Genomic DNA, 21,190 nt, shown 5'->3' with positions numbered 1-21,190 from the left:
ACACGGCCTAGGGTCGGGCCGTGGAACCGCGGGCGGCCGAGTACTTCCTCGCCGTCGTCGAGCACGGCGGGGTGACCCGGGCGGCCCAGGCGCTGTACCTCGCGCAACCGTCGCTGTCCGAGGCGATCCGGCGGCTCGAGGAGGAGCTCGGCGTCGTCCTGTTCGAGCGGTCCGGCCGCGGTCTCGTCCCGACGCCCGCCGGTCGGGCCCTGGTCGAGCCGGCCCGCCGGATCGTCGCCGACGTCGAGCGGGCCCGGCGCACCGTCGAGGAGGTCGTCGCGCTGCGGGCCGGCGAGCTCGTGGTCGCCGCGGTGCCGGCGCTGGCCGTCGACCCGCTGCCCGAGCTGGCCGCGGCCCTGCGCCGGCGGCTGCCCGGCGTCCGGCTCGTCCTGCTCGACGGCACCGCGGAGGGCGTCGAGGCCGACCTGCGGGCCGGGCGCTGCGAGGTGGCACTGACGGACGGGCCGCCGGCCGACCGGGACCCACTCTGCCGCCACGACGCCGGCGGGCGGGAGATCGTGCTGGTCACGGCCGGTGCGGAGGAGCTGCCCGATCCGCTGCCCCGGTCCCGCCTCGCCGAGGTCCCGCTCGTCACGGAGCTGGGCGACAGCTGGCTGCGCGCCGAGCTGGGCGAGCCGCGCACCGCGGTGGAGTGCGCGCACCGGCAGGCGCTGTGGGAGCTGGTCGCCGCGGGCGCCGGGGCGGCCCTGGTCTCCCGGGCCGGTGCCGCGCGGGAGCTGCCCGGTGCGCGGACGGTTGGCCTGGACCCGCCGCTGCACCGCCCGGTCGTCGTCGCCCACCGTCCGGGGCCGCTCTCCCCCGCCGTCGCCGCGTTCCTCGAGGTCGCCGGGCTGGGCTGCGGCGACCCTCAGCCGAGGGCGGCGACGAACGCCTGCCCGGCGGGCGAGAGCCGGCGCGGGTCGTAGATCACGCCGTGCGGCCGGTGCACGGCCGGGCGTAGCGCCCGCACACCGGCCCCGAGCCCCGCCAGCCGCTCGGCGGCCGACCGCTCCAGGAAGGTGGCGCCCACCCCGGCCAGCACCAGTGCCCCGATCGCCTCGCGGTGGTGGCACACCGCGGCGACCCGGGTGCGCTTGCCCACCGAGAGCAGCTCGCGCTCGATCTGGATCCGCACCGGCACCGCCTGCGGGACGACGATCAGCGGCAGGTCGGGCAGGTCCGCCAGGTCGAGCGGGTCGGCGGCGGGCAGGTCCACGTCGGGCGGGGCGACCAGCCGGTACTCGTGCCGGCCGAGCTCGCGCACCGTCAACCCAGGGGCCGGCACCGGGAGGTGGGTGAAGGCCAGCTCGCAGTGCCCCTGCCGGACCAGGGCGGCGGAGTCGTCGTCGTCCGCGAGGGCGCCGATCCGCACGGCGACCTCCGGGTGTGCCCGGCGGAAGGCCCCGACGAGCCCGGCGACCGGATGGACCGCGACGTAGGTGGAGGCCAGGACGTCGAGCCTGCCCCGCACCGGGCCGTCCGGGCCGACCGCGGCCCCGTCCGCGGCGAGGGCGCTGCGGACGATCCGGCGTGCCGGCCCGACGAACGCGCGACCGGCCGCGGTGAGCACCATCCCGCGGCCGATCCGGTGGAACAGCTCCGCGCCGAGCTCGCGCTCCAGCGCCCGTACCGCCTGGGAGACCGACGGCCCCGCCAGCCCCAGCGCCGTCGCGGCCCCGGCCACCCCGCCGTGCTCGACGACCGCGAGGAAGTACCTGGCCTGCCTGAGCTCCACGACCTCAGCGTAGGGAGGCTCAGATGTGCCGGCCGCCCGTCACCTCGAGCACGGTGCCGGTCATGTAGCTGGACAGGTCCGAGGCCAGGAAGAGCGCGACGTTCGCGACCTCGTCCGGCTCCCCGATCCGGCCCAGCGGCACCTCGGCCCGCTTCGCCTCGAGGATGTCCTCGCGCAGGTCCGCGGTCATCGCGGTGGCGATGATGCCCGGCTGGATCGCGTTGACCCGGATGCCCAGGTGGCCCAGCTCCTTGGCCGCGGCCTTGGTCAGCCCGACGATGCCGGCCTTGGCGGCGCTGTAGTTGGTCTGGCCCATCATCCCGACCTTGCCCGAGATCGACGACATGTTGATCATCGCGCCGCGGCCCTGCTCGCGCATGACCAGCGAGGCCGCCCGGACACCGAGCCAGCAGCCCCGCAGGTGCACGTCGACGACGGCCTCGAAGTCCTCCAGCGTCATCCGGCGCAGCGTGCCGTCCCGGAGGATGCCGGCGTTGTTGACCATCACGTCGAGCGACCCGTGCTGGTCGACGCAGGTCCGCACGAGCGCGTCGACCTCCTCGGGCACCAGCACGTCGCACGCCACGCCGGTGACCCGCTCGCCCAGCTCCTTCGCGGCCGACTCGGCGGCCTCGCCGTCCCGGTCCCCGATCACGACCGAGGCCCCGTGCGCGGCGAAGGTCCGGGCGATCGCCAGCCCGATCCCGGCCGCCCCACCGGTGACGACGGCGGCCCGCCCTGCCAGCAGCTCCATGACGTCCTCCTCAGCCCGCCACGTCGGCCAGCAGCCGCCGGGCGATGATCAGTTTCTGGATCTCGCTCGTGCCCTCGTAGATCCGGAAGAGCCGGGCGTCGCGGTAGAACCGCTCCACCGGGACCGAGCGCATGTACCCCATCCCGCCGTGCACCTGGACACCCCGGTCGGCGACGCGCCCGAGCATCTCGCTGCAGAACAGCTTGGCCGACGACGGGGCCAGCGTCATGTCCTCGCCCGCGTCGTAGGCGCGGGCGGCCTCCAGCACCATCGCCCGGCCCGCGTACAGCTCGGCCTGCGACTCGGCGAGATGGGCCTGGACCAGCTGGAACTCCCCGATCGCCTGCCCGCCCTGCCGGATCGTCGCCGCCGCCTGCACCGTCTCCTCGAGGATCCGGTCGGCGAGCCCGACGCACAGCGCGGCGACGTGCAGCCGGCCGCGGGCCAGGGACTTCATCGCCGTCCGGAAGCCCGCGCCCTCCGCGCCGACGAGGGCGTCGGCCGGCACCCGGACCTCGTCGAGGACCACCTCCGCGGTCCACGCCCCGGCCTGCCCCATCTTCTTGTCCTTCGGCCCGACGAACAGCCCGGGCGTCCCGGCCTCGACGAGGAACGCCGAGATCCCGCGGGAGGTGCCGGCCGTGTCCGAGTCGGTGCGGGCGAACACCACGAACAGGTCCGCGACCGGCGCGTTGGTGATGAACCGCTTGGCGCCGTCGAGCACCCAGCCGTCGCCCTCGCGGCGGGCCCGGGTCCGCAGCCCGCTCGGGTCCGACCCGGCGTCGGCCTCGGTCAGCGCGAACGAGGCGATCACCTCGCCGGCGGCGATCCGCGGCAGCCAGGTCTGCTGCTGCTCGGGGCTGCCGTCGTGCACCAGCACCTTGCCGGCCAGCCCGTTGTTCGTGCCGACCATGGAGCGGAAGGCCGGGGTGGTGCGGGCCAGCTCGAACGCCAGCCGGACGTCCTCGGTCATCGAGAAGCCCAGCCCGCCGAACTCCTCGGGCAGCGCGAAGCCGAACAGCCCCATGGCCGCGGCCTTCTTCCGCAGGTCGGGCGGGATCTCGTCGGTCTCCTCGATCTGCTCCTCGCGCGGGCGGACCTCGTCGTGCACGAAGGTCCGCACCGAGGCGAGGATCGCCTCGAAGTCGTCGGCGTCCATGGTTCCTCCAGGGCAGGTCGGGCTAGAGCAGTTCGAGCACGGTCGCGTTGGCGGTGCCGCCGGCCTCGCACATGGCCTGCAGGCCGTGCCGGACCCGGGCGGACCGCATGCGGTGCACCAGCGTCGTCATCAGCCGGGCGCCGGCGCCGCCCAGCGGGTGGCCCAGGGCGATCGCGCCGCCGCGGGCGTTGAGCAGCCGGGGATCCGCCCCGGTCTCGGCGAGCCAGGCGCAGGTCACGGCGGCGAAGGCCTCGTCGACCTCCACCGCGCCGATGTCGTCGAGCCGCAGCCCGGCCCGCTCGAGGACCCGTGCGGTGGCCGGGATCGGCGCGGTCAGCATGGTCACCGGGTCGACGGCGGCGAGGGCGAAGGCGTGGAAGCGCACCAGCGGGGTCCAGCCCTTCCGACGCGCGATCTCGCTGGTCGTGACCAGGTGCGCGGCCGCGCCGTCGGCGAGGTGCGAGGAGTTCCCCGCGGTGATCACGCCGTCCGGCCGGAACGCCGGCCGCAGCCGCGCCATCGACCCGGGCGTGCCGCCGCGCCGGATCCCCTCGTCAGTGTCCACGACGAGCGGCGGGCCGCCGTCCTCCGCGGGGACCGTGACCGGCACGATCTCGCCCTTGAACTCGCCGCCGTCCGAGGCCAGGGCCGCTCGCTCGTGGGACTCGAGGGCGTACTCGTCGAGCTGCGCGCGGGAGAGCCCCCAGCGCTCGGCGACCACCTCGGCGGCGCGGCCCCGGTCGAAGTCCACGCCGAAGTACCGCGCCCGTACGGCGGGCCCGTACGGCAACCCGGGTCCCCGGGTGCGGGCGGAGCCCATGGGCACCCGGGTCGCCGACTCCACTCCGCCGCAGACGACGACGTCGTACTGGCCCGCGATCACGCCGGCGGCGCCGAAGTGCACGGCCTGCTGCGCCGACCCGCAGGCCCGGTCCACGGTGGTCCCGGGCACGGTCTCCGGCCAGCCCGCGGCCAGCGCGGCGAACCGCCCGACGTTGGCCGCCTGCTCGCCGACCTGCGACGCGCAGCCCCACACGACGTCGTCGACCGAGGCGGGGTCGAGGCCGGTGCGCTCGGCGAGCGCCCGCAGCACCGTCGCCGACAGGTCCACCGGGTGCACGCCCGCCAGCGCGCCGCCGCGCCGGCCGATCGGGGTGCGGACGGCGTCGACGACGACGGCGTCCCGCATCCGGTCACGCACCGACCAGCCTCGACCGCAGCTCGGTCTTGAGGACCTTGCCGGCCGGCGACGTCGGCAGCCGGTCGGTGAACACCACCTCGCGGATCCGCTTGTAGGGCAGCACGCGCTCGCCGACGTGGGCCATGAGCGCCTCCGCGGTCAGCCCGGCGCCCGGGTCCGCCACGACGAACGCGACGGGCAGCTCCCCCGCGACCGGGTCCGGCCGCCCGACCACCGAGGCCTGCCGCACGCCCGCGACGCCGGTCAGCAGCTCCTCCAGCTCGCGCGGGTAGACGTTGTACCCCTTGTAGATCAGCATGTCCTTGGCCCGACCGGTGATGGCCAGGTAGCCGTCCTCGTCGAGCCGGCCGATGTCGCCGGTGCGCAGCCAGCCGTCCGGGAACTGCTCCGCGGTGGCGTCGGGGCGGCCGAGGTACCCGGCCGTGACCTGGGGGCCCCGGACCCACACCTCGCCGTCCGCGCCCTGCGGCACGCAGCGGGACGGGTCCTCGAGGTCCCGGATCTCGATCTCCGTGTCGAAGCCGGGCACGCCGACGGTCCCGATCTTCCGCAGCCCGTCCGGGGTGGTCGGCGGGAAGGTGACGGTGCAGGTCGCCTCGGTCAGCCCGTAGCCCTCCAGCACGGTGGCGTTCGGGAAGGCCGCCGCGAGGCCGGCGTGGGTGGCGGCGTCCATCGGCCCGGCCCCGCTGGTGATCGCCCGCACCGAGGTCAGGTCGCGCTCGACGAGGTCCGGCACCGCGAGGACCGCCTGGTACGCCGTCGGCGCGGTCGCGGTGTAGGTCGCGCCGTACCGCTCGACGAGGTCGAGCAGGCCGGCCGGGTCGAAGCGCCCGGCGATCACCGCCGTGACCCCGCACGCCACCAGGAAGTTCAGCGTGACCAGGGCGTGCTGGTGGTAGAGCGGGGAGGTCACGACCGAGACCGAGCGGCCGAGGTCGACCGGGAAGTCCGCGGTGTCGGGCAGCTCGCGGAAGCGGATTCCCGAGCCGTCGACCTCGGGCAGCACGCCGGCCCGCCAGCAGGACATGTGCAGCACGTTCGCGACAAGGTTGCGGTGCAGCACCTGCACCGGCTTCGACGCGCCCGTCGTGCCGCCGGTGTAGGCGAGCAGCGCGGTGTCGTCCGGCCCGGTCCGGATCTCCGGCGGGTCCGAGGGCCGGCCGCGGGCCAGCTCCGGCAGGCCGACGCCGATCGCCGTCAGGCCGGGCGCGACGGCGGTCGCGGGCAGGGTCACCACCAGGTCGAGGTCGGGCAGCGACTCGGCGCACGACGGGTGGGTGATCGCCGCGACCGCGCCGGTCTCGCGCAGCTGCGCGGCGAGTGCCGGCGCGGGCTGCAGCGGGTTCAGCAGGGCGACGGTGCCGCCGGCGAGCAGGATCGCGTAGTAGCCGACCGGATGCCACAGGCCGTTGGGCCCGTGCAGCGCGACGACGTCGCCCTCCCGGATCCCGTTCGCGCGCAGCCCGTGCGCGGCCTTCGCCGCCGTGCGGAGCAGCTCGCCGTAGGTCAGCGACTCGTCCCCGTCGCGCAGCGCGGCCCGGTCGGGAAAGGCCGAGGCCGCCCCGCGCAGGAACGCGGCCGCCGGCAGGGCCGGGTAGTCGAGCGAGCGCGGCAGGGAGGCGGGCCAGATCGTCACGCCGCCACCGCCGGGGTGGCGCGGGCGACGGTCTCCCGGTCGCGGTCGGGCCGCACGATCAGGGCGACGACCACGCCGCCGACCACCGCGGCGAGCCCGAACACCTGGAAGGACAGGGCGTACCCGGCGGCCGGGCTCGCGGCGCCGTCGACGATCAGGCCGGTCACCGCGGGGGCGATCAGCCCGGAGAGCGCCTGCAGGGCGAGGAAGATCCCGAGCACGGTCGACTGCCGCGCGGCGGGCGCGATCAGGGAGACCGACGCGGACATCAGCGGCAGGCACACCGCGCCGATGCCGTAGCCCACCGACACGATCGCCACTGCCGCGGCCGGCGCGCCGACCAGCGGCAGCACGGCCAGGAGCCCGCCGCCGAGCACCAGCCCGGCCGCGCTGATGAACCCGCGCATGACCCGGGAGCTCGCGCCGCGGGCCAGCCGCCGGTCCGTCCAGGCGGACACGCCGATCATCACGACCATGCCGACGATGCTGGGCAGGCCGAGCATGCTGCCCGCCTCGAGCCGGCTGAAGCCCAGGCCCGTCTCGAAGTACGAGGGCAGCCAGGTCAGCACGACCGTGACCAGCCCGTACATCGTGAAGGTGCCGATCACGGCCCCGATGAAGGTCGGTCGCGTGAGCACGACGCGCAGCGGCGCGGACGGGGCCGACGCCCGCGCGTCGGGGGTCCGGAGGGCGTACGGCCCGGGCTTGCCGATCAGCAGCCACAGCCCGGCCCAGACCATCCCGAACACGGCCAGCGCGACGAACGCCGCCCGCCAGCCCCACGTCACCACGATCAGCGTCAGCACCGGGGCGATCGCGATCTTGGCGATCGACGCGCCCGAGCTGACCAGCGCCGACGGCAGCGCCCGCCGCTCGGGCGGGAACCAGCCGAACGACGCGACGCTCGCCATCGCGGTGCCCGGGCCCTCGGCCGCGCCCAGCGCGATGCGCCCGATCAGCAGGGCCGCGCCGGTCGCCCAGAGCAGCACGGGCAGCTGCGTCACCGACCAGAGCAGGGCCAGGGCGAACAGCACCCAGCGCATGCCCACCCGGTCGGCGACGAACCCGGTGACCACGCCGGTGATCGAGAAGAGGAAGTAGAAGGCGCTGCCGATGAAGCCGATGTCGGCCGCGGTGAGGCCGAGGTCGGCCATGAGCGGCTGGGCGGCGATCCCGAGGATCGCCTTGTCCGCCCAGTTGACGACGATGAACAGGACCGCCATCGCGGTCACGGACCAGGCCCGGACGGGGTTCACCCGCACGTCGGACCCGGTGGACGGGGACCGCACGGGGGCGGCCGCGGCGTCGTGCACTGCCATCTTCCAGCGTCCTCCTCGATGAACACGCGGCCGCGGGTGCGGCCCGATCAGTCAACGGGCGAGGAGTGATCGGGTCAAAGAGACAGCGGCTCACGAACCGGGAGGAGATTCCTATGGGGTGCACGGGAAGGACGCGAGCCCGCGGCCTACGGGGGCGTGGTCGCGCTGAACCGGAAGGAGCGCCCTCCCAGGCCCGTCTCCGCCTCGGCGAAGCCTGCCGCGCGGAGCCGGTCGGGCAGGGTGGCGGGATCGACGGGCACCATGGTGTCGCGCACGTGCAGCAGCCGGAACCGGAGCGAGACCCGGCTGTCCGAGCCCGCGAACGTGCCGCCGGGCCGCAGCACCCGGGCGGCCTCGGCGAACAACCGGTCCTGCTGTGCCGCCGAGGGGACGTGGTGCAGCATCGTGAAGCAGACCACCACGTCGACGCTCCCGGCCGGGAAGGGCAGGTCCGCGCCGTCGCCGGTCCTGACCTCGACCCGCCCGGCGAGATCCCACCGCAGGTCGGCGGCGAGCACCGGGTCGACCTCGACGGCGGTGAGGCGGCCGGCGCGCTCGGCCAGCCAGCGGGTCGTCACCCCGTAGCCCGGGCCGATCTCCAGCACCTCGCCGGAGAGCGCCACGCCGTCGAGCGCCCACGGCATGACCTGGCCGTGCATCCGCTCCGCCCAGCCCGCGGAGCGGCACAACCGGCGATGGACGGCGTTCATCGGCATGGGCCGGGACGCTAGACGCCGTCCGCCTCCTGGTCGACCGGCCTGTCGCGTCCGGACGGCACGGGGCGGTCCACCGCCGCGGACCTCGACCGGCGAGGTCCGGGGCCGCGTGTCGGCCGGGCGTCCGACCGAACGGCGCAAAGGGCCGCGTCCGGTCGTCGTCAGAGAGGGCGACGACCCCAGTTCGACCAGTGACACCCCTGGTGCAGGTGGGTTGCGCGATGCACCATCGAGTCATGCCACGGTGGGCATGGGGCTTGATCATCGTGCTGGTCCTGCTGATCTGGGTGATCCCGAACCCGGCGGCGGCAGGAGCAGCGGTCGGCAACGCCTTCCAGGCGATGATCATCTTCTTCCGGAGCATCGGCACCGCGGCCTCCGCGCTGATCGTCCTCTAGCGCTCCGCGGGCTCCCCCGGCACGGCCGCCCCGGTCCGGATCAGCATGCCGTCGACCAGCAGGTCGGCGTAGGCCGCGCCGATCTCGTCCGGCGAGCGCTTCCCGTCGGGCCGGTACCAGCGGTAGACCCAGTTGGCCGCCCCGAGCACGGCGAGGGCGGTGAGCCGGGGGTCCAGGTCCGGCTTGACCCGCGGGTCGGCCTGCGCGTCGGCGACGAGGTCGGCGACCACGGCCTGGTACTCGCGGATCGGCAACCGCGCCCGGTGCTCGTCGGAGAGCTGGTCGAACTCGTGCAGGAGCACCGTCGTCCCGACGAGGTTGTCGGTCAGGTACAGCACGTGCCCGCGGATCACCGCCCGCAGCCGATCGACGGGATCGAGGTCGGCCGCGGCCAGCGCGCGCAGGTTCGCCAGGCCGGCGCCGTAGACGGACCGGACGACCTCGAACAGCAGCTCGTCCTTGCTGCGGATGTAGTGGTACAGGCTCCCCTTCAGCACGCCGAACTCGTCGGCGATGTCCTGCAGGGTGGTCGACCGGTATCCCTTGCGCGCGAAGATCCGGGCCGCGATGTCCAGCAGCTCCTGCCAGCGGCCGTCGTCGGAGCGGAAGGGCGGCGCGGTGCCGGTGCGCGGCGCCCTCCTCCTGTTCACCACCCCGTGGACCTCACCGCCGGGTCACACCCCGGCCGACAGCTCGTCGAGCAGCCGGTCCCGCAGGCGGAACTTCTGGATCTTGGTCGCGGACATCGGCCAGTCGGAGGTGACCCGGACGTACCGCGGCACCTTGTACTTCGCCAGCCCCGCACGGCAGTGCGCGAGCACCTCCTCCTCGGTCAGCGCCGCGCCCGGCCGCAGCTCGACGAACGCCGCCGGCACCTCGCCGTACTTCGGGTCCGGGACGCCGACGACCGCCGCCACCTGCACGTCCGGGTGCGCGGCCAGGTGGGCCTCGACCTCCAGGCAGCCGACGCTCTCGCCGCCGACCTTGAGCATGTCCTTCGTGCGGCCGCGGAAGGTGAGGTTGCCCGCGGCGTCGATCGAGGCCAGGTCGCCGGTGTGGAACCAGCCCTCGTCGTCGAAGCTCGCCGCGGTCTTCACCGGGTCGTTGCGGTAGCCCTGGAAGAGGTTGAACCCGCGGATCCACAGCGGCCCGGTCTCCCCCGGCGGCAGCGCGGTGCCGGTCACCGGGTCCCGGACCAGCGCCTCGACGCCGGTGAAGGGCTTCCCCGAGGTCAGCCGCGCCTCCAGCGGGTCGTCGAGCCGGCCCATGATGGCGACCCCGCCGGTCTCCGTGGACCCGTAGCAGCTGACGTGCGCGGTGTGCGGCAGCTGCTCCTGGAAGCTGCGCAGCAGGTCCGGCGGGCCGACGGTGAGCATCGCGCGCGCCCGTCGGAAGGTGTCCGGGCCGTACGAGTGGTGGCGCAGCAGCGGGCCGGTCAGCGTGGGGTAGGCGGGGTAGAGGATCGTCGCGCGCTCGCGCTCGATCTGGGCCATCGCGGCGTCGACCTCGAAGTGGGTCATGGAGAGCCAGGCGGCGCCCGCGTTGAGCACACCGACCATCGGCGCCTGCGCGCTGACGTGGAACATCGGCAGCGGGTTCCACATCCGGTCGGCGGCGGTGAGCGCGAAGGCCTCCTCGCCGACCGCCCGCCCCAGCCCGACGACGGAGCGGTGCGTGAGCGGGCAGCCCTTCGGCTCCGCCGTGGTGCCGGACGTGTACATCATGATGTACGGCATGTCCGGCGTGACGGCCTCGGCCGCCGCCAGCGCGGTGCCCTCGTCGACCGCGGCGCCGAGGGCGAGGAAGTCCGCACTGGTGCGGAAGCCCGGTGCCGCGCGGGTTCCGATCACCACCGCCGTCTCCAGCGCGGGCGCGCCGGCGAGGGCCGGCGTGGTCCCGGGTGCGGTGCCCGCCAGCTCGGGGAAGGCCTGGTGCAGCCGCGCCACGTAGTCCACGTGCTCGTCGACGGCGTCGGTGGTGAGCAGGACCTTCATGGCGGAGTCGGGGACGACGTGCGCGATCTCCCGCGGTGCCAGCCGGGCGTTGACCGGCACGAACAGCGCCCCGGTCATCGCGGTCCCGATCATGGCGTGGGCGAAGGCCAGTCCGTTGAGCATCAGGGTGCCGACGGCGTCCCCCGGCCCCACACCGAGCGCGGTGAGCGCCCGCGCCACCTCGGTCGCCGAGGCGAGCAGCTCGCGGTAGGTCTGCCGGACCTCGAGGAAGACGAACGCGTCGGAGTCCGGGTGCTCGCGGGCCGCCCGCAGGACCAGGCCCGGGATCGTCAGCGGAGCGCTCACGAGAACGACCGTGGCAGGCCGAGCCCCTCGGCGATGCCGTTGCGGGCCATCTCGTTCGTGACCGGCCCGATCCGGAACAGCCGCACGTCCCGCCAGTAGCGCTGCATGTCCGTCTCGGCCGAGTAGCCCATGCCGCCGAGGATCTGCAGGCCCAGGTCGGCCGCCTGCCCGGCCAGCTCGGAGGCCACGACCTTCGCCATGTTCGCCTCCTGCCCGCACGGGCGGCCCGACGACTGCAACCATGCCGCGCGGTAGACCATCAGCTCGGCCTGGTCGCGCCACATCGCGATGTTGGCGACGTGGTGCTGCAACGCCTGGAACCGGCCGATCGGCCCGCCGAAGGCCTCCCGTTCCTGCATGTACCGCAGCGCGTCCTCGAGGACCCCGTCCATGATCCCCACGCAGAACGAGGACAGCATGATCCGCTCGTTGTTCAGCGTGGGCAGCAGCATGTACCAGGCCCGGTCCTGCTCGCCGAGCAGGTTCGCGTCGGGGACGAACACGTCGTCGAGGAAGACGTCGCACGAGCCGAGCGCACGCATCCCGAGCTTGGGGATCTCGCGGACCGTCACGCCCTCGGCCTTCGCGGGCAGGATGAACAGCGAGACGCCCTGGTGCCGCTTCTCGCCGTGGTCCGCGGTCCGGGCCAGCAGCAGGATGTAGTCGGCCACGTGCGAGGCCGAGCTCCAGGTCTTCTGCCCGTTCACCACCCAGCCGCCGTCGACCTTCCGCGCCCGGGTCCGCATGCCGCCCAGCAGGTCCGTGCCGCCACCGGGCTCGGTGAACCCGATCGCCCACTTCTCCCGGCCCTCGACGATCGCCGGGAGGTGCTCCGCCTTCTGCTCCTCGGTGCCGTAGAGCCCGACCGACTTGCCGCCGGCGAAGGAGGTGATCCCCCAGACCCAGGTCAGCCCGGCCAGCGACCGCGCCAGCTCACGGGCCAGGATCATCTGGGTCAGCACGTCCCCGCCCTGGCCGCCGTACTGCTCCGGGATCCCGATGCCGTGGAAGCCCGCGGCCGTGAACTTGTCGAACAGTGCGAACGGGAAATGGTGCTCGTCGCGCTCGAGCTCCCGCGCCCAGGACTTGGGGACCTCGCGGTCCACCCACGCCCGCACGGTCTTCCGGAAGAGCTGCTGCTGCTCGGTCAGCTCGAAGTCCACCGCGACACCTCCGTTGGTCCGCCGCGGCCCGACGCTACCCGCCCAGACAATCGTTTGGTAGGGCTCGCGCGCCGAACAACAGGTTCGACACCGAATCCGGTGAGCGACCGACGTCAACTTCTCCTTGACGATCGCGGCGTCAATGCTAGGTTGACGTTTGTTGACGAGGCGTGACGTCGAGGGGCCGGGGAGGTGCGCCATGGCCAAGAAGAAGGACAAGAAGAAGAAGGGCAAGAAGAAGAAGTGAGCCCTGCGGGTTCGCTCCGTCGAGCCCGGTGGCGCCGCGACGATGCGGTCCGGCGCCACTCCCGCGTCCCGGGGGCGGACCACGGGATCACGGTCGGCGACCCTGGCCTGTCGGACGGGTCGAGTTGCCTGCGCCCCCGTGTGCGGAGTCACATTTCTCACTAGGCTGGTCGCGGCTGGTCCTCGCAGTCCGAGCAGGAGGTCGCCCGATGCCGCGCCGCCCCCGCCACGTCCGCCTCACCGAGCCGCTCGTCCGTTCCGACGGCGTGCTACGCCCGGCGAGCTGGGACGAAGCACTCGACCGCGCCGCCGCCGGGTTCCGCGGCGTCGCCCCCGAGGCGTTCGGGATGTTCAGCTGTTCCAAGGCCACGAACGAGATGAACTTCGTCGCGCAGAAGTTCTCCCGGGTGGTCATGGGCAGCAACAACGTGGACTCCTGCAACCGCACTTGACACGCTCCCTCGGTCGTCGGTCTGACGGCAGTGTTCGGAGCGGGTGGCGGGACGTCGGCCTACGTCGAGGCCGAGGACGCCGATCTGCTGGTCCTGTGGGGTTCCAACGCGCGCGAGACGCACCCGATCTTCTTCCACCACGTCCTGCAGGGCCTGAAGAAGGGCGCCCGGATGTGGTCGGTCGACCCGCGGCGCACGTCCACGGCGCAGTGGGCGGACGGGTGGCTGGGCCTCGACGTCGGCACGGATGTCGCGCTGGCCAACGCGATCGGGCGGGAGATCATCCATGCCGGCCTGGTCAACGAGGTGTTCGTCGAGCGCTCGACGACCGGGTTCGAGGACTACCGCGCCACGGTCGAGCCCTACACGCTCGAGCGTGCCCAGGAGATCACCGGCGTCGACGCCGACCTGATCCGCGGCCTGGCGCACGCGTACGCCCGCGCCGACCGCGCGCAGATCTGCTGGACGCTCGGCATCACCGAGCACCACAACGCCGCCGACAACGTGTTCGCCCTGATCAACCTCGCGCTGCTGACCGGGCACGTCGGCCGCTACGGGTCGGGACTGGTGCCGCTGCGCGGGCAGAACAACGTCCAGGGCGGCGGTGACATGGGCGCCATCCCGGCCAAGCTGCCGGGCGGCTACGACCTCGGCGACGAGGAGGCACGGGCCCGGTACGAGCGGGCGTGGGGCGTGCCGATCTCGCCGAAGCCGGGGATGCACCTGTCCGAGATCTTCGAGGCGATGGACACGGGCACGCTGCGCGCGCTGTACTGCATCGGGGAGAACCCGGCCGAGTCGGAGGCCAACGCCGCCCACGCCCGCCACCTGCTGGAGGGCCTGGACCACCTCGTCGTCCAGGACATCTTCCGGACGGCCACGGCCGAGCTGGCCGACGTCGTCCTGCCCGCCGCGGCGGACTGGTGCGAGTACGAGGGCACGGTGACCAACTCCGAGCGGCGCGTCCAGCGCGTCCGCAAGGCGCTCGACCCGCCGGGGTCGGCCCGCCCGGACTCGCACATCATCTGCGGCGTCGCCGAGCGGATGGGGCACGCCTGGGGCGAGCCGACCGCCGAGGAGGTGTGGGACGAGCTGCGGTCGCTGTCCCTGAACTGGCACGCCGGCATGTCCTACGCCCGCCTGGACGCGCTCGGCGGGATCCAGTGGCCGTGCCCCGACGAGGACCATCCCGGCACGCCGACGCTGCACACCCGGCTGTGGGCCGAGAACCCGGAGGAGCGCGGCCGCCTGGCGCCGTTCATGCCGGTGGAGCACGCCGCCCCGCTCGACGTCCTCAGCGAGGACTTCCCGATCCGGCTCACCACCGTCCGCATCCTCGACGCCTACAACTCGGGGGTGCAGAGCGGCGGGTACTCCTCGCCGATGCGGCGGCGCGAGTCGCTGCGGATGGACGCCGGGGACGCGGCGGAGCTGGGCATCGCCGACGGCGAACGGGTGCGGGTCGTGTCCCGCCGCGGCGCGGTCGAGGCGCCGGTGGCGTTCGACCCGTCCCTGCGGCCGGGCCTGGCGTCGTTCACGCCGCACTTCTCCGAGGAGGTCGACATCAACGTCCTGACCAACGACGCGTGGGACCCCAAGTCGGGTACGTCGGAGTTCAAGGCGACGGCGATCCGCATCGAGAAGATCTGATGGACCTGCGCCTGTCCGGCACCGCGCCGACCGAGGCCGAGCGCCGCGCCGTCGACGCGGCGTTCGCCGCGCACCGGTCGCCCGACGACCTGCCGGGCGCCGACGTGCGCTTCCCCGACTCGGGGCACGCCGCCCGGGGCCGCCGGCACATCCTGCTGCCGGCCCTGCACGCGGTGATGGACGAGGTCGGGCACCTCACGCCGGGTGCGCTGAACCACGTCGCCCGGGTGCTGTCGGTGCCGCCCGCCGACGTGTACGGCGTCGCCACGTTCTACGCGATGTTCAGCGTCACGCCGCGGGCGCCGCACGTCGTGCACGTGTGCGACGACGTGGCGTGCGCCCCGGCCGGCGCCGAGGACGTCATCGCCGGGCTGGCCGAGGACCTCGGCGAGGAGGGCGAGGGCAAGGAGGTCTGCTGGGTGCGCAGCCCGTGCCTGGGCCTGTGCGAGCGGGCCCCGGCCGTGATGCTGCAGCTGGCCAAGCGGCCGGACGTGAGCGTCGCGCCCGCCGCGATCGGGGGTCTGCGGGCGGAGCTGGACCGGATCGCGACCGAGGAGCCCGCGGAGGTCCCGTCCGCGGACGCCGCGTTCGCCGACGTCACCGTGAGCGTCCCCCAGGCCGGGCAGCCGCAGCTGACCCTGCTGCGCCGGGTGGGCGTCGTCGACCCGGAGAGCATCGACGACTACCGCGCCCACGGCGGCTACGAGGCGCTGCGGCGCGCGGTCGAGATGGGCGCCGAGCGGGTCATCCGCGAGGTCTCCGACTCGTCGCTCACCGGGCGTGGCGGGGCCGCGTTCCCGACCGGGGTCAAGTGGGACGGCGTCGCGCGCGCCCCGAGCCGCCCGCACTACCTGGTGTGCAACGCCGACGAGTCGGAGCCCGGCACGTTCAAGGATCGCGTGCTCATGGAGTACGACCCGTTCGGGCTGATCGAGGCCATGACGATCGCCGGGTTCGCCACCGGCTGCGAGCGCGGCTACCTCTACATCCGCGGCGAGTACCCCCTCGCCACGCGGCGCCTGGAACACGCCATCGCGACCGCCCGGGCCCACGGGTACCTCGGCGACGACGTGGCGGGGGACGGTTTCCGCTTCGACATCGAGCTGCGCCGCGGGGCCGGCGCCTACATCTGCGGCGAGGAGACCGCGCTGCTCAACTCGATCGAGGGCCACCGCGGCGAGCCCCGCAACAAGCCCCCGTTCCCCGCCACGAGCGGGCTGTTCGGCAAGCCGACCGTGATCAACAACGTCGAGACGCTGTACAACGTCCTGCCGGTGCTCGCCGTCGGCGGCCAGGCCTTCGCCGGGGTCGGCGGCGGCCGCTCGACCGGCACCAAGCTGTTCTGCGTGTCCGGCGCGGTCGCCACACCCGGCGTCTACGAGGTGGAGTTCGGCACCACCCTGCGCGAGCTGCTGGAGCTGGCCGGGGGCGTGCGCGGGGAGCTGCGGACCGTCCTGCTCGGCGGCGCGGCGGGCGGGTTCGTCCTGCCCGAGCACCTCGACGTCCCGCTCACGCTCGAGGCCGCGCGCGAGATCGGCGCCACCCTCGGCTCCGGGGTGGTGCTGGCGTTCGACACGCAGGCCGACCTGACCGGGACGCTGCGCCGGATCGCGGCCTTCTTCCGCGACGAGTCGTGCGGGCAGTGCGTGCCCTGCCGGGTCGGCACCGTCCGTCAGGAGGAGGCGCTCGCGCGGCTCACCCGGGGCGCCGCGAAGGGCCCGGAGCTGATGCTGCTCGACGACCTGGCCCGCGTCATGCAGGACGCGTCCATCTGCGGCCTGGGGCAGACCGCCCCGGCCGCCGTCATGTCCGCACTGAAACTGGGGCTGCTGTGACGACCGTGCTGCTCGGCTCGATCTCCCGACTCGTCACCGTCACCGTCGACGGCCGCGAGCTCCGCGTCCCCGAGGGATCGACGATCCTCGATGTGCTGCGTGAGCAGGGCGTCGAGACGCCGACCCTGTGCTGGGCGCCGAACCTCACGCCCATCAACGCCTGCCGCGTCTGCATGGTCGAGGTCGAGGGCTCGAGGGTGCTCGTGCCGTCGTGCGCACGGAAGGTCGACGACGGCATGGTCGTGCGCACGGACACCGAGAAGGTGCGCCACAGCCGCCGGATGGTGCTGGAGCTGCTCGCCTCGTCCACCGACATGACCCAGGCGAGCGCGGACGTGCAGCGCTGGATGGTCGAGTACGGCGTCGACCCGGACCGGTACGGACCGCCCGCCCCCGCCGAGGAGGACCGCGCGGGTCGCCGGCCGGGTCACCACCACGTCCCGGACGGGTCGACGGCGGCGAACGTCGCCCAGCCGGTCAAGGTCGACAACGACCTCTACGTGCGCGACTACGCCCGCTGCATCCTCTGCTACAAGTGCGTGAAGGCCTGCGGCACGGACGCGCAGTTCACCTTCGCGATCTCCGCCGCGGGCCGCGGGTTCGACGCCCACATCGCCACCGAGTACGACGGCGAGCTCCCCGACTCGGCCTGCGTGTACTGCGGCAACTGCATCGGGGTCTGTCCGACGGGCGCGCTGAAGTCCGTCCGCGAGCACGAGCTGCGCGAGGACGGGGACTGGCACCCCGAGTCGGAGACCGTCACCACCACGATCTGCTCGTTCTGCGGGGTGGGCTGCAACCTGGAGCTGCACGTCCAGCAGGGCAGCATCGTCAACGTGACGAGCCCGTCGGACCACTCCGTGACCCACGGGCACCTCTGCATCAAGGGCCGCTTCGGCTTCCAGCACGTGCAGAACCTGCCCGAAGCCTGAGCGCCGCCCCGGGACCCTGCGGTCGGAGACTTCTGGCCCACCCGGCGAGCCGCTACGTTCCGCACACCGACGCTCGCACGACGACGTGAAGGGTGGGGCCGCGTGGACCCGACGATCGTGGACACCGATCGCTATCCGCTGGACGACCCGGCCCTGGTCGACCGGGTGCGCGCCGATCTGCGCGAGTCCGGGTGCTGCGTGCTGCCGGGGTTCGTGCGGGCCGGGCAGGTCGAGGCGTTGCGCGAGGAGGGCCGGGCCCTGGCTCCCCGCGCCCACCACGAGACCGAGATCGTCAACGTCTACAACACCGCCCCGGACCCAGCGCTCCCGGCGGAGCACCCGGCGCACCGGCTGATGCAGCGGGGCAACGCGTTCGTGGCCCGGGACCGGATCCCGGCCGACGCGCTGATCCAGCGGCTCCACCGCGACCGGGCCGTCCAGCGGTTCGTCGCCGCCGCGTTCGGCCTGCCCGAGGTGTTCGCGCTCGCCGACCCGCTGTCGGGTCTGGTGCTCAACGTCGTCGTCCCCGGTCGGGAGCACCCCTGGCACTTCGACACCAACGAGTTCACCGTCAGCCTGCTCACCCAGGCCGCGGAGGCCGGTGGGGCGTTCCAGTACTGCCCCGGCATCCGGTCGTCGCAGGCCGAGAACCTCGACGCCGTCTCCGCCGTGCTCGACGGCGACCACACGGCCGTCCGCACCCTGGACCTGCGCCCCGGCGACCTCCAGCTCTTCGCCGGCCGGTACTCCCTGCACCGGGTCAGCCCGGTCGAGGGCGGCCGGGACCGGCACACCGCGATCCTCGCCTACAGCCGTCGGCCCGGGGTGGTCGGCACGGCGACCCGGACCCGGCAGCTGTTCGGCCGGGTCGCCGCCGCCCACTCGGTCCCCACCGGCGCCGGCCGCGTCGACCGGCTCCTGATCTGAAGGACTCCCGGTGATCCTCTCCCCCTTGACCTTCGGCAACGAGGACGCCCTGCCGCGGGTGCCGCTGCCCTCCCTCGAGGACACGGCCCGGCGGTTCCTGGAGTGGTGCGCCCCCCTGCTGACCGACGACGAGCGCGCCCGCACCGAGAAGGCCCTCGACGAGTTCCTCGCCGCCGAGGCCCCGGAGCTCGACGCCGCCCTGCGCGCCTACGACGCCACACCCGGCGTGCACAGCTGGCTGGACGCGTTCTGGCGCTCCCGCTACCTCGGCCGCCGCGACCGGATCGCGCTCAACGCCAACTTCTTCTTCCTCTTCCAGGACGCTCCCGGTCTCGGCCGGATCGAGCGCGCCGCCGAACTGACGGCCGCCACCGTCGCGTACAAGCTCGCCATCGACGCCCAGGCCGTGCCGCCGGCGACCCAGCGCGGCGCGCCGCTGTCGATGGAGCAGCTCAAGTACCTGTTCTCGGCCTGCCGGATCCCCGGCCGCGAGATCGACGCCAGCCGCACGCCCTACACCGCCGCCTGGCCGGGACCGTCGACCGAGCGGCACGTCGTGGTGTTCCACCGCGGCCACGTCGTCCGGCTCGACGTGATCGCGCCGGACGGGACGCCGCACTCGGCCGCCGAGATCGCCGAGGGCCTTGACGCCGTCGTCACGGCCACCGCCGAGCGCGGCGACGGCGTCGGGAGCCTCACGACCAAGGCCCGCGCGGCCTGGGCGGAGAGCCGCGACGCGCTGCGGGAGCACAACGCGGACGTCCTCGAGACGATCGAGACCGCGTTGTTCTGCATCGCCCTGGAGGACGCCCTTCCGGCCGAGCCTCGCGAGGCGTGCGACATTCTCCTGCACGGTGACTCCGGCAACCGCTGGTTCGACAAGTCGCTCACGCTGATCGTGTTCGGCGACGGCACGGCCGGGCTCAACGGCGAGCACTGCGAGCTCGACGGCACCACCGTCATCGGCTACGTCGACGCGATCCTCGGCGCACCGACCCCGGACCTCCCCGGCGCGGGCCCCGCCGCCGTCACGCCCGTCCGCTGGCGGCTCGACGACGCCCTGCGCGCCGACATCGCCCGGGCCGCATCCGGGTTCGCCGACTTCGCCGCGGCCTGCGCCACGTCGACCCTGACGATCGAGGGCTTCACCAGCAGGCGGGCCAAGGAGCTGCGCTGCTCCCCCGACGCGTTCGCCCAGCTGGCCTTCCAGCTCGCCCACCGCCGCGCCAAGGGCCTCACCGGCGCGACCTACGAGTCGATCGCCATGCGCCGCTTCCACCACGGCCGCACCGAGGCCATGCGCGTGGTGACCCCGGAGGTCGTCGCGTTCGCCGACGTGATGACCGACCCGGCCGCGGACGACGACGTGCGGCGGGCCGCCTTCCGCGCCGCCGCCGAGGCCCACGTGCGCCGGGCGAAGGAGTGCCAGGCCGGGTACGCCCCCGAGCAGCACCTCTGGGAGCTCCAGTGGATCCAGCGCCGGCGCGGCGGCCCGGCGCTGCCGTTCTTCGACAGTCCCGGATGGACGATCCTGCGCGACGACTACCTCTCCACCAGCTCCGTCCCCTCGCCCCGGATCCAGTACTTCGGTTTCGGCTCCACCAGCCCCACGTGCATCGGCGTCGGGTACGGGCTGCAGCACGACCGCTTCGACGTCTACCTCGCCACCCCGTCCGCGGTGGCCGACCGGATGCACGTCTTCGCCGACCGCCTCCGCGAGGCCGTGGCCGAGCTCGACACCCTCCTCGCCGGAGAGGAGGCCCCCGGATGACCCCGGCGCGGACCGTGACGTCCAAAGCCGACTTCAGCGGCATCTACACCGCGCCCGACCCGCGGGCCTACTTCGCGGCCCTCGCGCCGCTGGAGTACCAGGTCCCCGCGCACGCCCTGCCCGTCGTCCGCGCGGAGATCGACGCGGCCGGCCGGGATCCACGGGCACGGACCGTGCTCGACCTCTGCTGCTCCTACGGCACCAACGCGGCGCTGCTCCGCACCTCGGTGGGGCTCGGCGCGCTCGCGGCGCGCTACACCAACCCCGCTCTCGCCGAGCTGTCCCCGGGCGCGCTCGCGGCCGCCGACGCCGCGTTCTTCCGTGTCCGGGAGGACCGCCCCGACGTCCGCGTCCTGGGCCTCGACGCCTCCGCCCCCGCCGTCCGCTACGCGTCCCGGGCCGGGCTGCTCGACCGCGGGTTCGCCGAGGACCTCGAACGCGCCGATCCCTCCCCCGGGCTCGCCGCCGCACTCCCCGAGGTGGGGACGGTGGTGTGTACCGGCGGCGTCGGGTACGTCGGCCCGCCGACCTTCACCCGCCTCCTCGCCCACCTGCCGTCGGACGTCCGGGTGGTGGCGTTCGTGCTGCGCGTCTTCGACTACGACGAGATCACCGGCGTGCTCGACGCGCACGGGCTCGCCACCCACCGCCTGCCCGGCACCGTCCGCCAACGCCGCTTCGTCGACGCGGCGGAACAGGCCGCCGCGATCGCCGACGTCCGCTCCCGCGGCCTCGACCCGACCGGCAAGGAGTCCGCGGGCTGGTTCCACGCCGACTGCTACATCAGCCGCCCGCGCCCCTGAGCCGGCGTGTGAGCCGGCGCCGGGAAGGCGGCGTGGGCTCAGTACGCCACGATCCGGTCCTGAATCAGGTGACCGCCGGTCGCGGGACGGAGGTGGGAGCGGTCCACCATCCGCGCCGTCGGCCATGCCGAGCAGGATGAGGGTGCGGGTGATCTCCTCGCGAACCACGATCGCCTGTCCCGCCTTGCCGGCC

At 74.0% G+C, this 21,190-nt stretch carries 18 protein-coding genes; 8 read left to right on the top strand and 10 right to left on the bottom strand.

The window, feature by feature from the left end:
• Positions 1–20 precede the first annotated feature (20 nt).
• On the top strand, positions 21–926 hold the full coding sequence (locus PKE99_RS24895) for a LysR family transcriptional regulator (protein WP_037049938.1): 906 nt from the start codon (positions 21–23) through the stop codon (positions 924–926).
• Here PKE99_RS24895 and PKE99_RS24890 read toward each other — a convergent pair.
• From PKE99_RS24890 to PKE99_RS24860, 7 genes are all read right to left on the bottom strand, one after another.
• Positions 869–1,735, bottom strand: coding sequence for a LysR family transcriptional regulator (locus PKE99_RS24890; protein WP_037049935.1), 867 nt, complete (start codon positions 1,733–1,735; stop codon positions 869–871). The genes PKE99_RS24895 and PKE99_RS24890 overlap by 58 nt on opposite strands.
• Positions 1,736–1,754: 19 nt before the next feature.
• Positions 1,755–2,489: a 3-oxoacyl-ACP reductase FabG gene (fabG, locus tag PKE99_RS24885; protein WP_037049932.1), complete on the bottom strand. Its 735-nt coding sequence runs from the start codon at positions 2,487–2,489 to the stop codon at positions 1,755–1,757.
• Between the two features lie 10 nt (positions 2,490–2,499).
• A complete protein-coding gene (locus PKE99_RS24880) occupies positions 2,500–3,648 on the bottom strand; it encodes an acyl-CoA dehydrogenase family protein (protein ID WP_037049930.1) in 1,149 nt (382 codons plus the stop codon).
• 22 nt (positions 3,649–3,670) lie between these two features.
• Complete coding sequence (locus PKE99_RS24875; protein WP_037050161.1) at positions 3,671–4,837, bottom strand: thiolase family protein; 1,167 nt, start codon at positions 4,835–4,837, stop codon at positions 3,671–3,673.
• 4 nt (positions 4,838–4,841) lie between these two features.
• A complete protein-coding gene (locus PKE99_RS24870) occupies positions 4,842–6,485 on the bottom strand; it encodes a class I adenylate-forming enzyme family protein (protein ID WP_197040772.1) in 1,644 nt (547 codons plus the stop codon).
• The gene (locus PKE99_RS24865) at positions 6,482–7,804 is read right to left on the bottom strand and encodes an MFS transporter (RefSeq protein ID WP_037049928.1); all 1,323 of its coding nucleotides are present in this window, start codon (positions 7,802–7,804) and stop codon (positions 6,482–6,484) included. Before PKE99_RS24865 ends, PKE99_RS24870 begins: the two co-directional genes overlap by 4 nt.
• Positions 7,805–7,950: 146 nt before the next feature.
• On the bottom strand, positions 7,951–8,520 hold the full coding sequence (locus tag PKE99_RS24860; RefSeq protein WP_037049925.1) for a class I SAM-dependent methyltransferase: 570 nt from the start codon (positions 8,518–8,520) through the stop codon (positions 7,951–7,953).
• Positions 8,521–8,756: 236 nt separating this feature from the next.
• On the opposite strand from PKE99_RS24860, the gene PKE99_RS24855 reads away from it, so the two are divergent.
• A complete protein-coding gene (locus tag PKE99_RS24855) occupies positions 8,757–8,918 on the top strand; it encodes a hypothetical protein (RefSeq protein ID WP_156067852.1) in 162 nt (53 codons plus the stop codon).
• Here PKE99_RS24855 and PKE99_RS24850 read toward each other — a convergent pair.
• Genes PKE99_RS24850 through PKE99_RS24840 form a run of 3 tightly spaced genes read right to left on the bottom strand, consistent with a single transcriptional unit; the run spans position 8,915 to position 12,381 of the window.
• The gene (locus PKE99_RS24850) at positions 8,915–9,568 is read right to left on the bottom strand and encodes a TetR/AcrR family transcriptional regulator (protein WP_063739828.1); all 654 of its coding nucleotides are present in this window, start codon (positions 9,566–9,568) and stop codon (positions 8,915–8,917) included. The genes PKE99_RS24855 and PKE99_RS24850 overlap by 4 nt on opposite strands.
• Positions 9,569–9,592: 24 nt before the next feature.
• Positions 9,593–11,218, bottom strand: a complete 1,626-nt coding sequence (locus PKE99_RS24845) for a class I adenylate-forming enzyme family protein (protein WP_037049923.1) — start codon at positions 11,216–11,218, stop codon at positions 9,593–9,595.
• Complete coding sequence (locus tag PKE99_RS24840; RefSeq protein WP_037049921.1) at positions 11,215–12,381, bottom strand: acyl-CoA dehydrogenase family protein; 1,167 nt, start codon at positions 12,379–12,381, stop codon at positions 11,215–11,217. Before PKE99_RS24840 ends, PKE99_RS24845 begins: the two co-directional genes overlap by 4 nt.
• Before the next feature lie 455 nt (positions 12,382–12,836).
• On the opposite strand from PKE99_RS24840, the gene PKE99_RS24835 reads away from it, so the two are divergent.
• From PKE99_RS24835 to PKE99_RS24810, 6 genes are all read left to right on the top strand, one after another.
• Positions 12,837–14,729: a molybdopterin oxidoreductase family protein gene (locus PKE99_RS24835; RefSeq protein ID WP_081924523.1), complete on the top strand. Its 1,893-nt coding sequence runs from the start codon at positions 12,837–12,839 to the stop codon at positions 14,727–14,729.
• Positions 14,729–16,564, top strand: coding sequence for an NAD(P)H-dependent oxidoreductase subunit E (locus PKE99_RS24830; RefSeq protein ID WP_037049912.1), 1,836 nt, complete (start codon positions 14,729–14,731; stop codon positions 16,562–16,564). Before PKE99_RS24835 ends, PKE99_RS24830 begins: the two co-directional genes overlap by 1 nt.
• Positions 16,561–17,496 (top strand): 2Fe-2S iron-sulfur cluster-binding protein, encoded by a 936-nt coding sequence (locus tag PKE99_RS24825; RefSeq protein ID WP_037049909.1) that lies wholly within the window; start codon positions 16,561–16,563, stop codon positions 17,494–17,496. Before PKE99_RS24830 ends, PKE99_RS24825 begins: the two co-directional genes overlap by 4 nt.
• Positions 17,497–17,598: 102 nt before the next feature.
• A complete protein-coding gene (locus PKE99_RS24820) occupies positions 17,599–18,423 on the top strand; it encodes a HalD/BesD family halogenase (RefSeq protein ID WP_037049906.1) in 825 nt (274 codons plus the stop codon).
• A gap of 13 nt (positions 18,424–18,436) precedes the next feature.
• Positions 18,437–20,194, top strand: a complete 1,758-nt coding sequence (locus PKE99_RS24815) for a choline/carnitine O-acyltransferase (RefSeq protein WP_037050151.1) — start codon at positions 18,437–18,439, stop codon at positions 20,192–20,194.
• Positions 20,191–20,997 carry a hypothetical protein gene (locus PKE99_RS24810; RefSeq protein WP_051737909.1) on the top strand — a complete coding sequence of 269 codons (807 nt, stop codon included), beginning with the start codon at positions 20,191–20,193 and terminating at the stop codon, positions 20,995–20,997. Before PKE99_RS24815 ends, PKE99_RS24810 begins: the two co-directional genes overlap by 4 nt.
• Positions 20,998–21,190 lie beyond the last annotated feature (193 nt).

This window comes from Pseudonocardia halophobica (genome assembly GCF_027922425.1).
In the GTDB taxonomy this organism is placed as follows: Bacteria; Actinomycetota; Actinomycetes; order Mycobacteriales; family Pseudonocardiaceae; genus Pseudonocardia; species Pseudonocardia halophobica.
The sequence above is the reverse complement of the archived record's forward strand: the minus strand, read 5'-3'. Positions and strand labels throughout refer to the sequence as shown.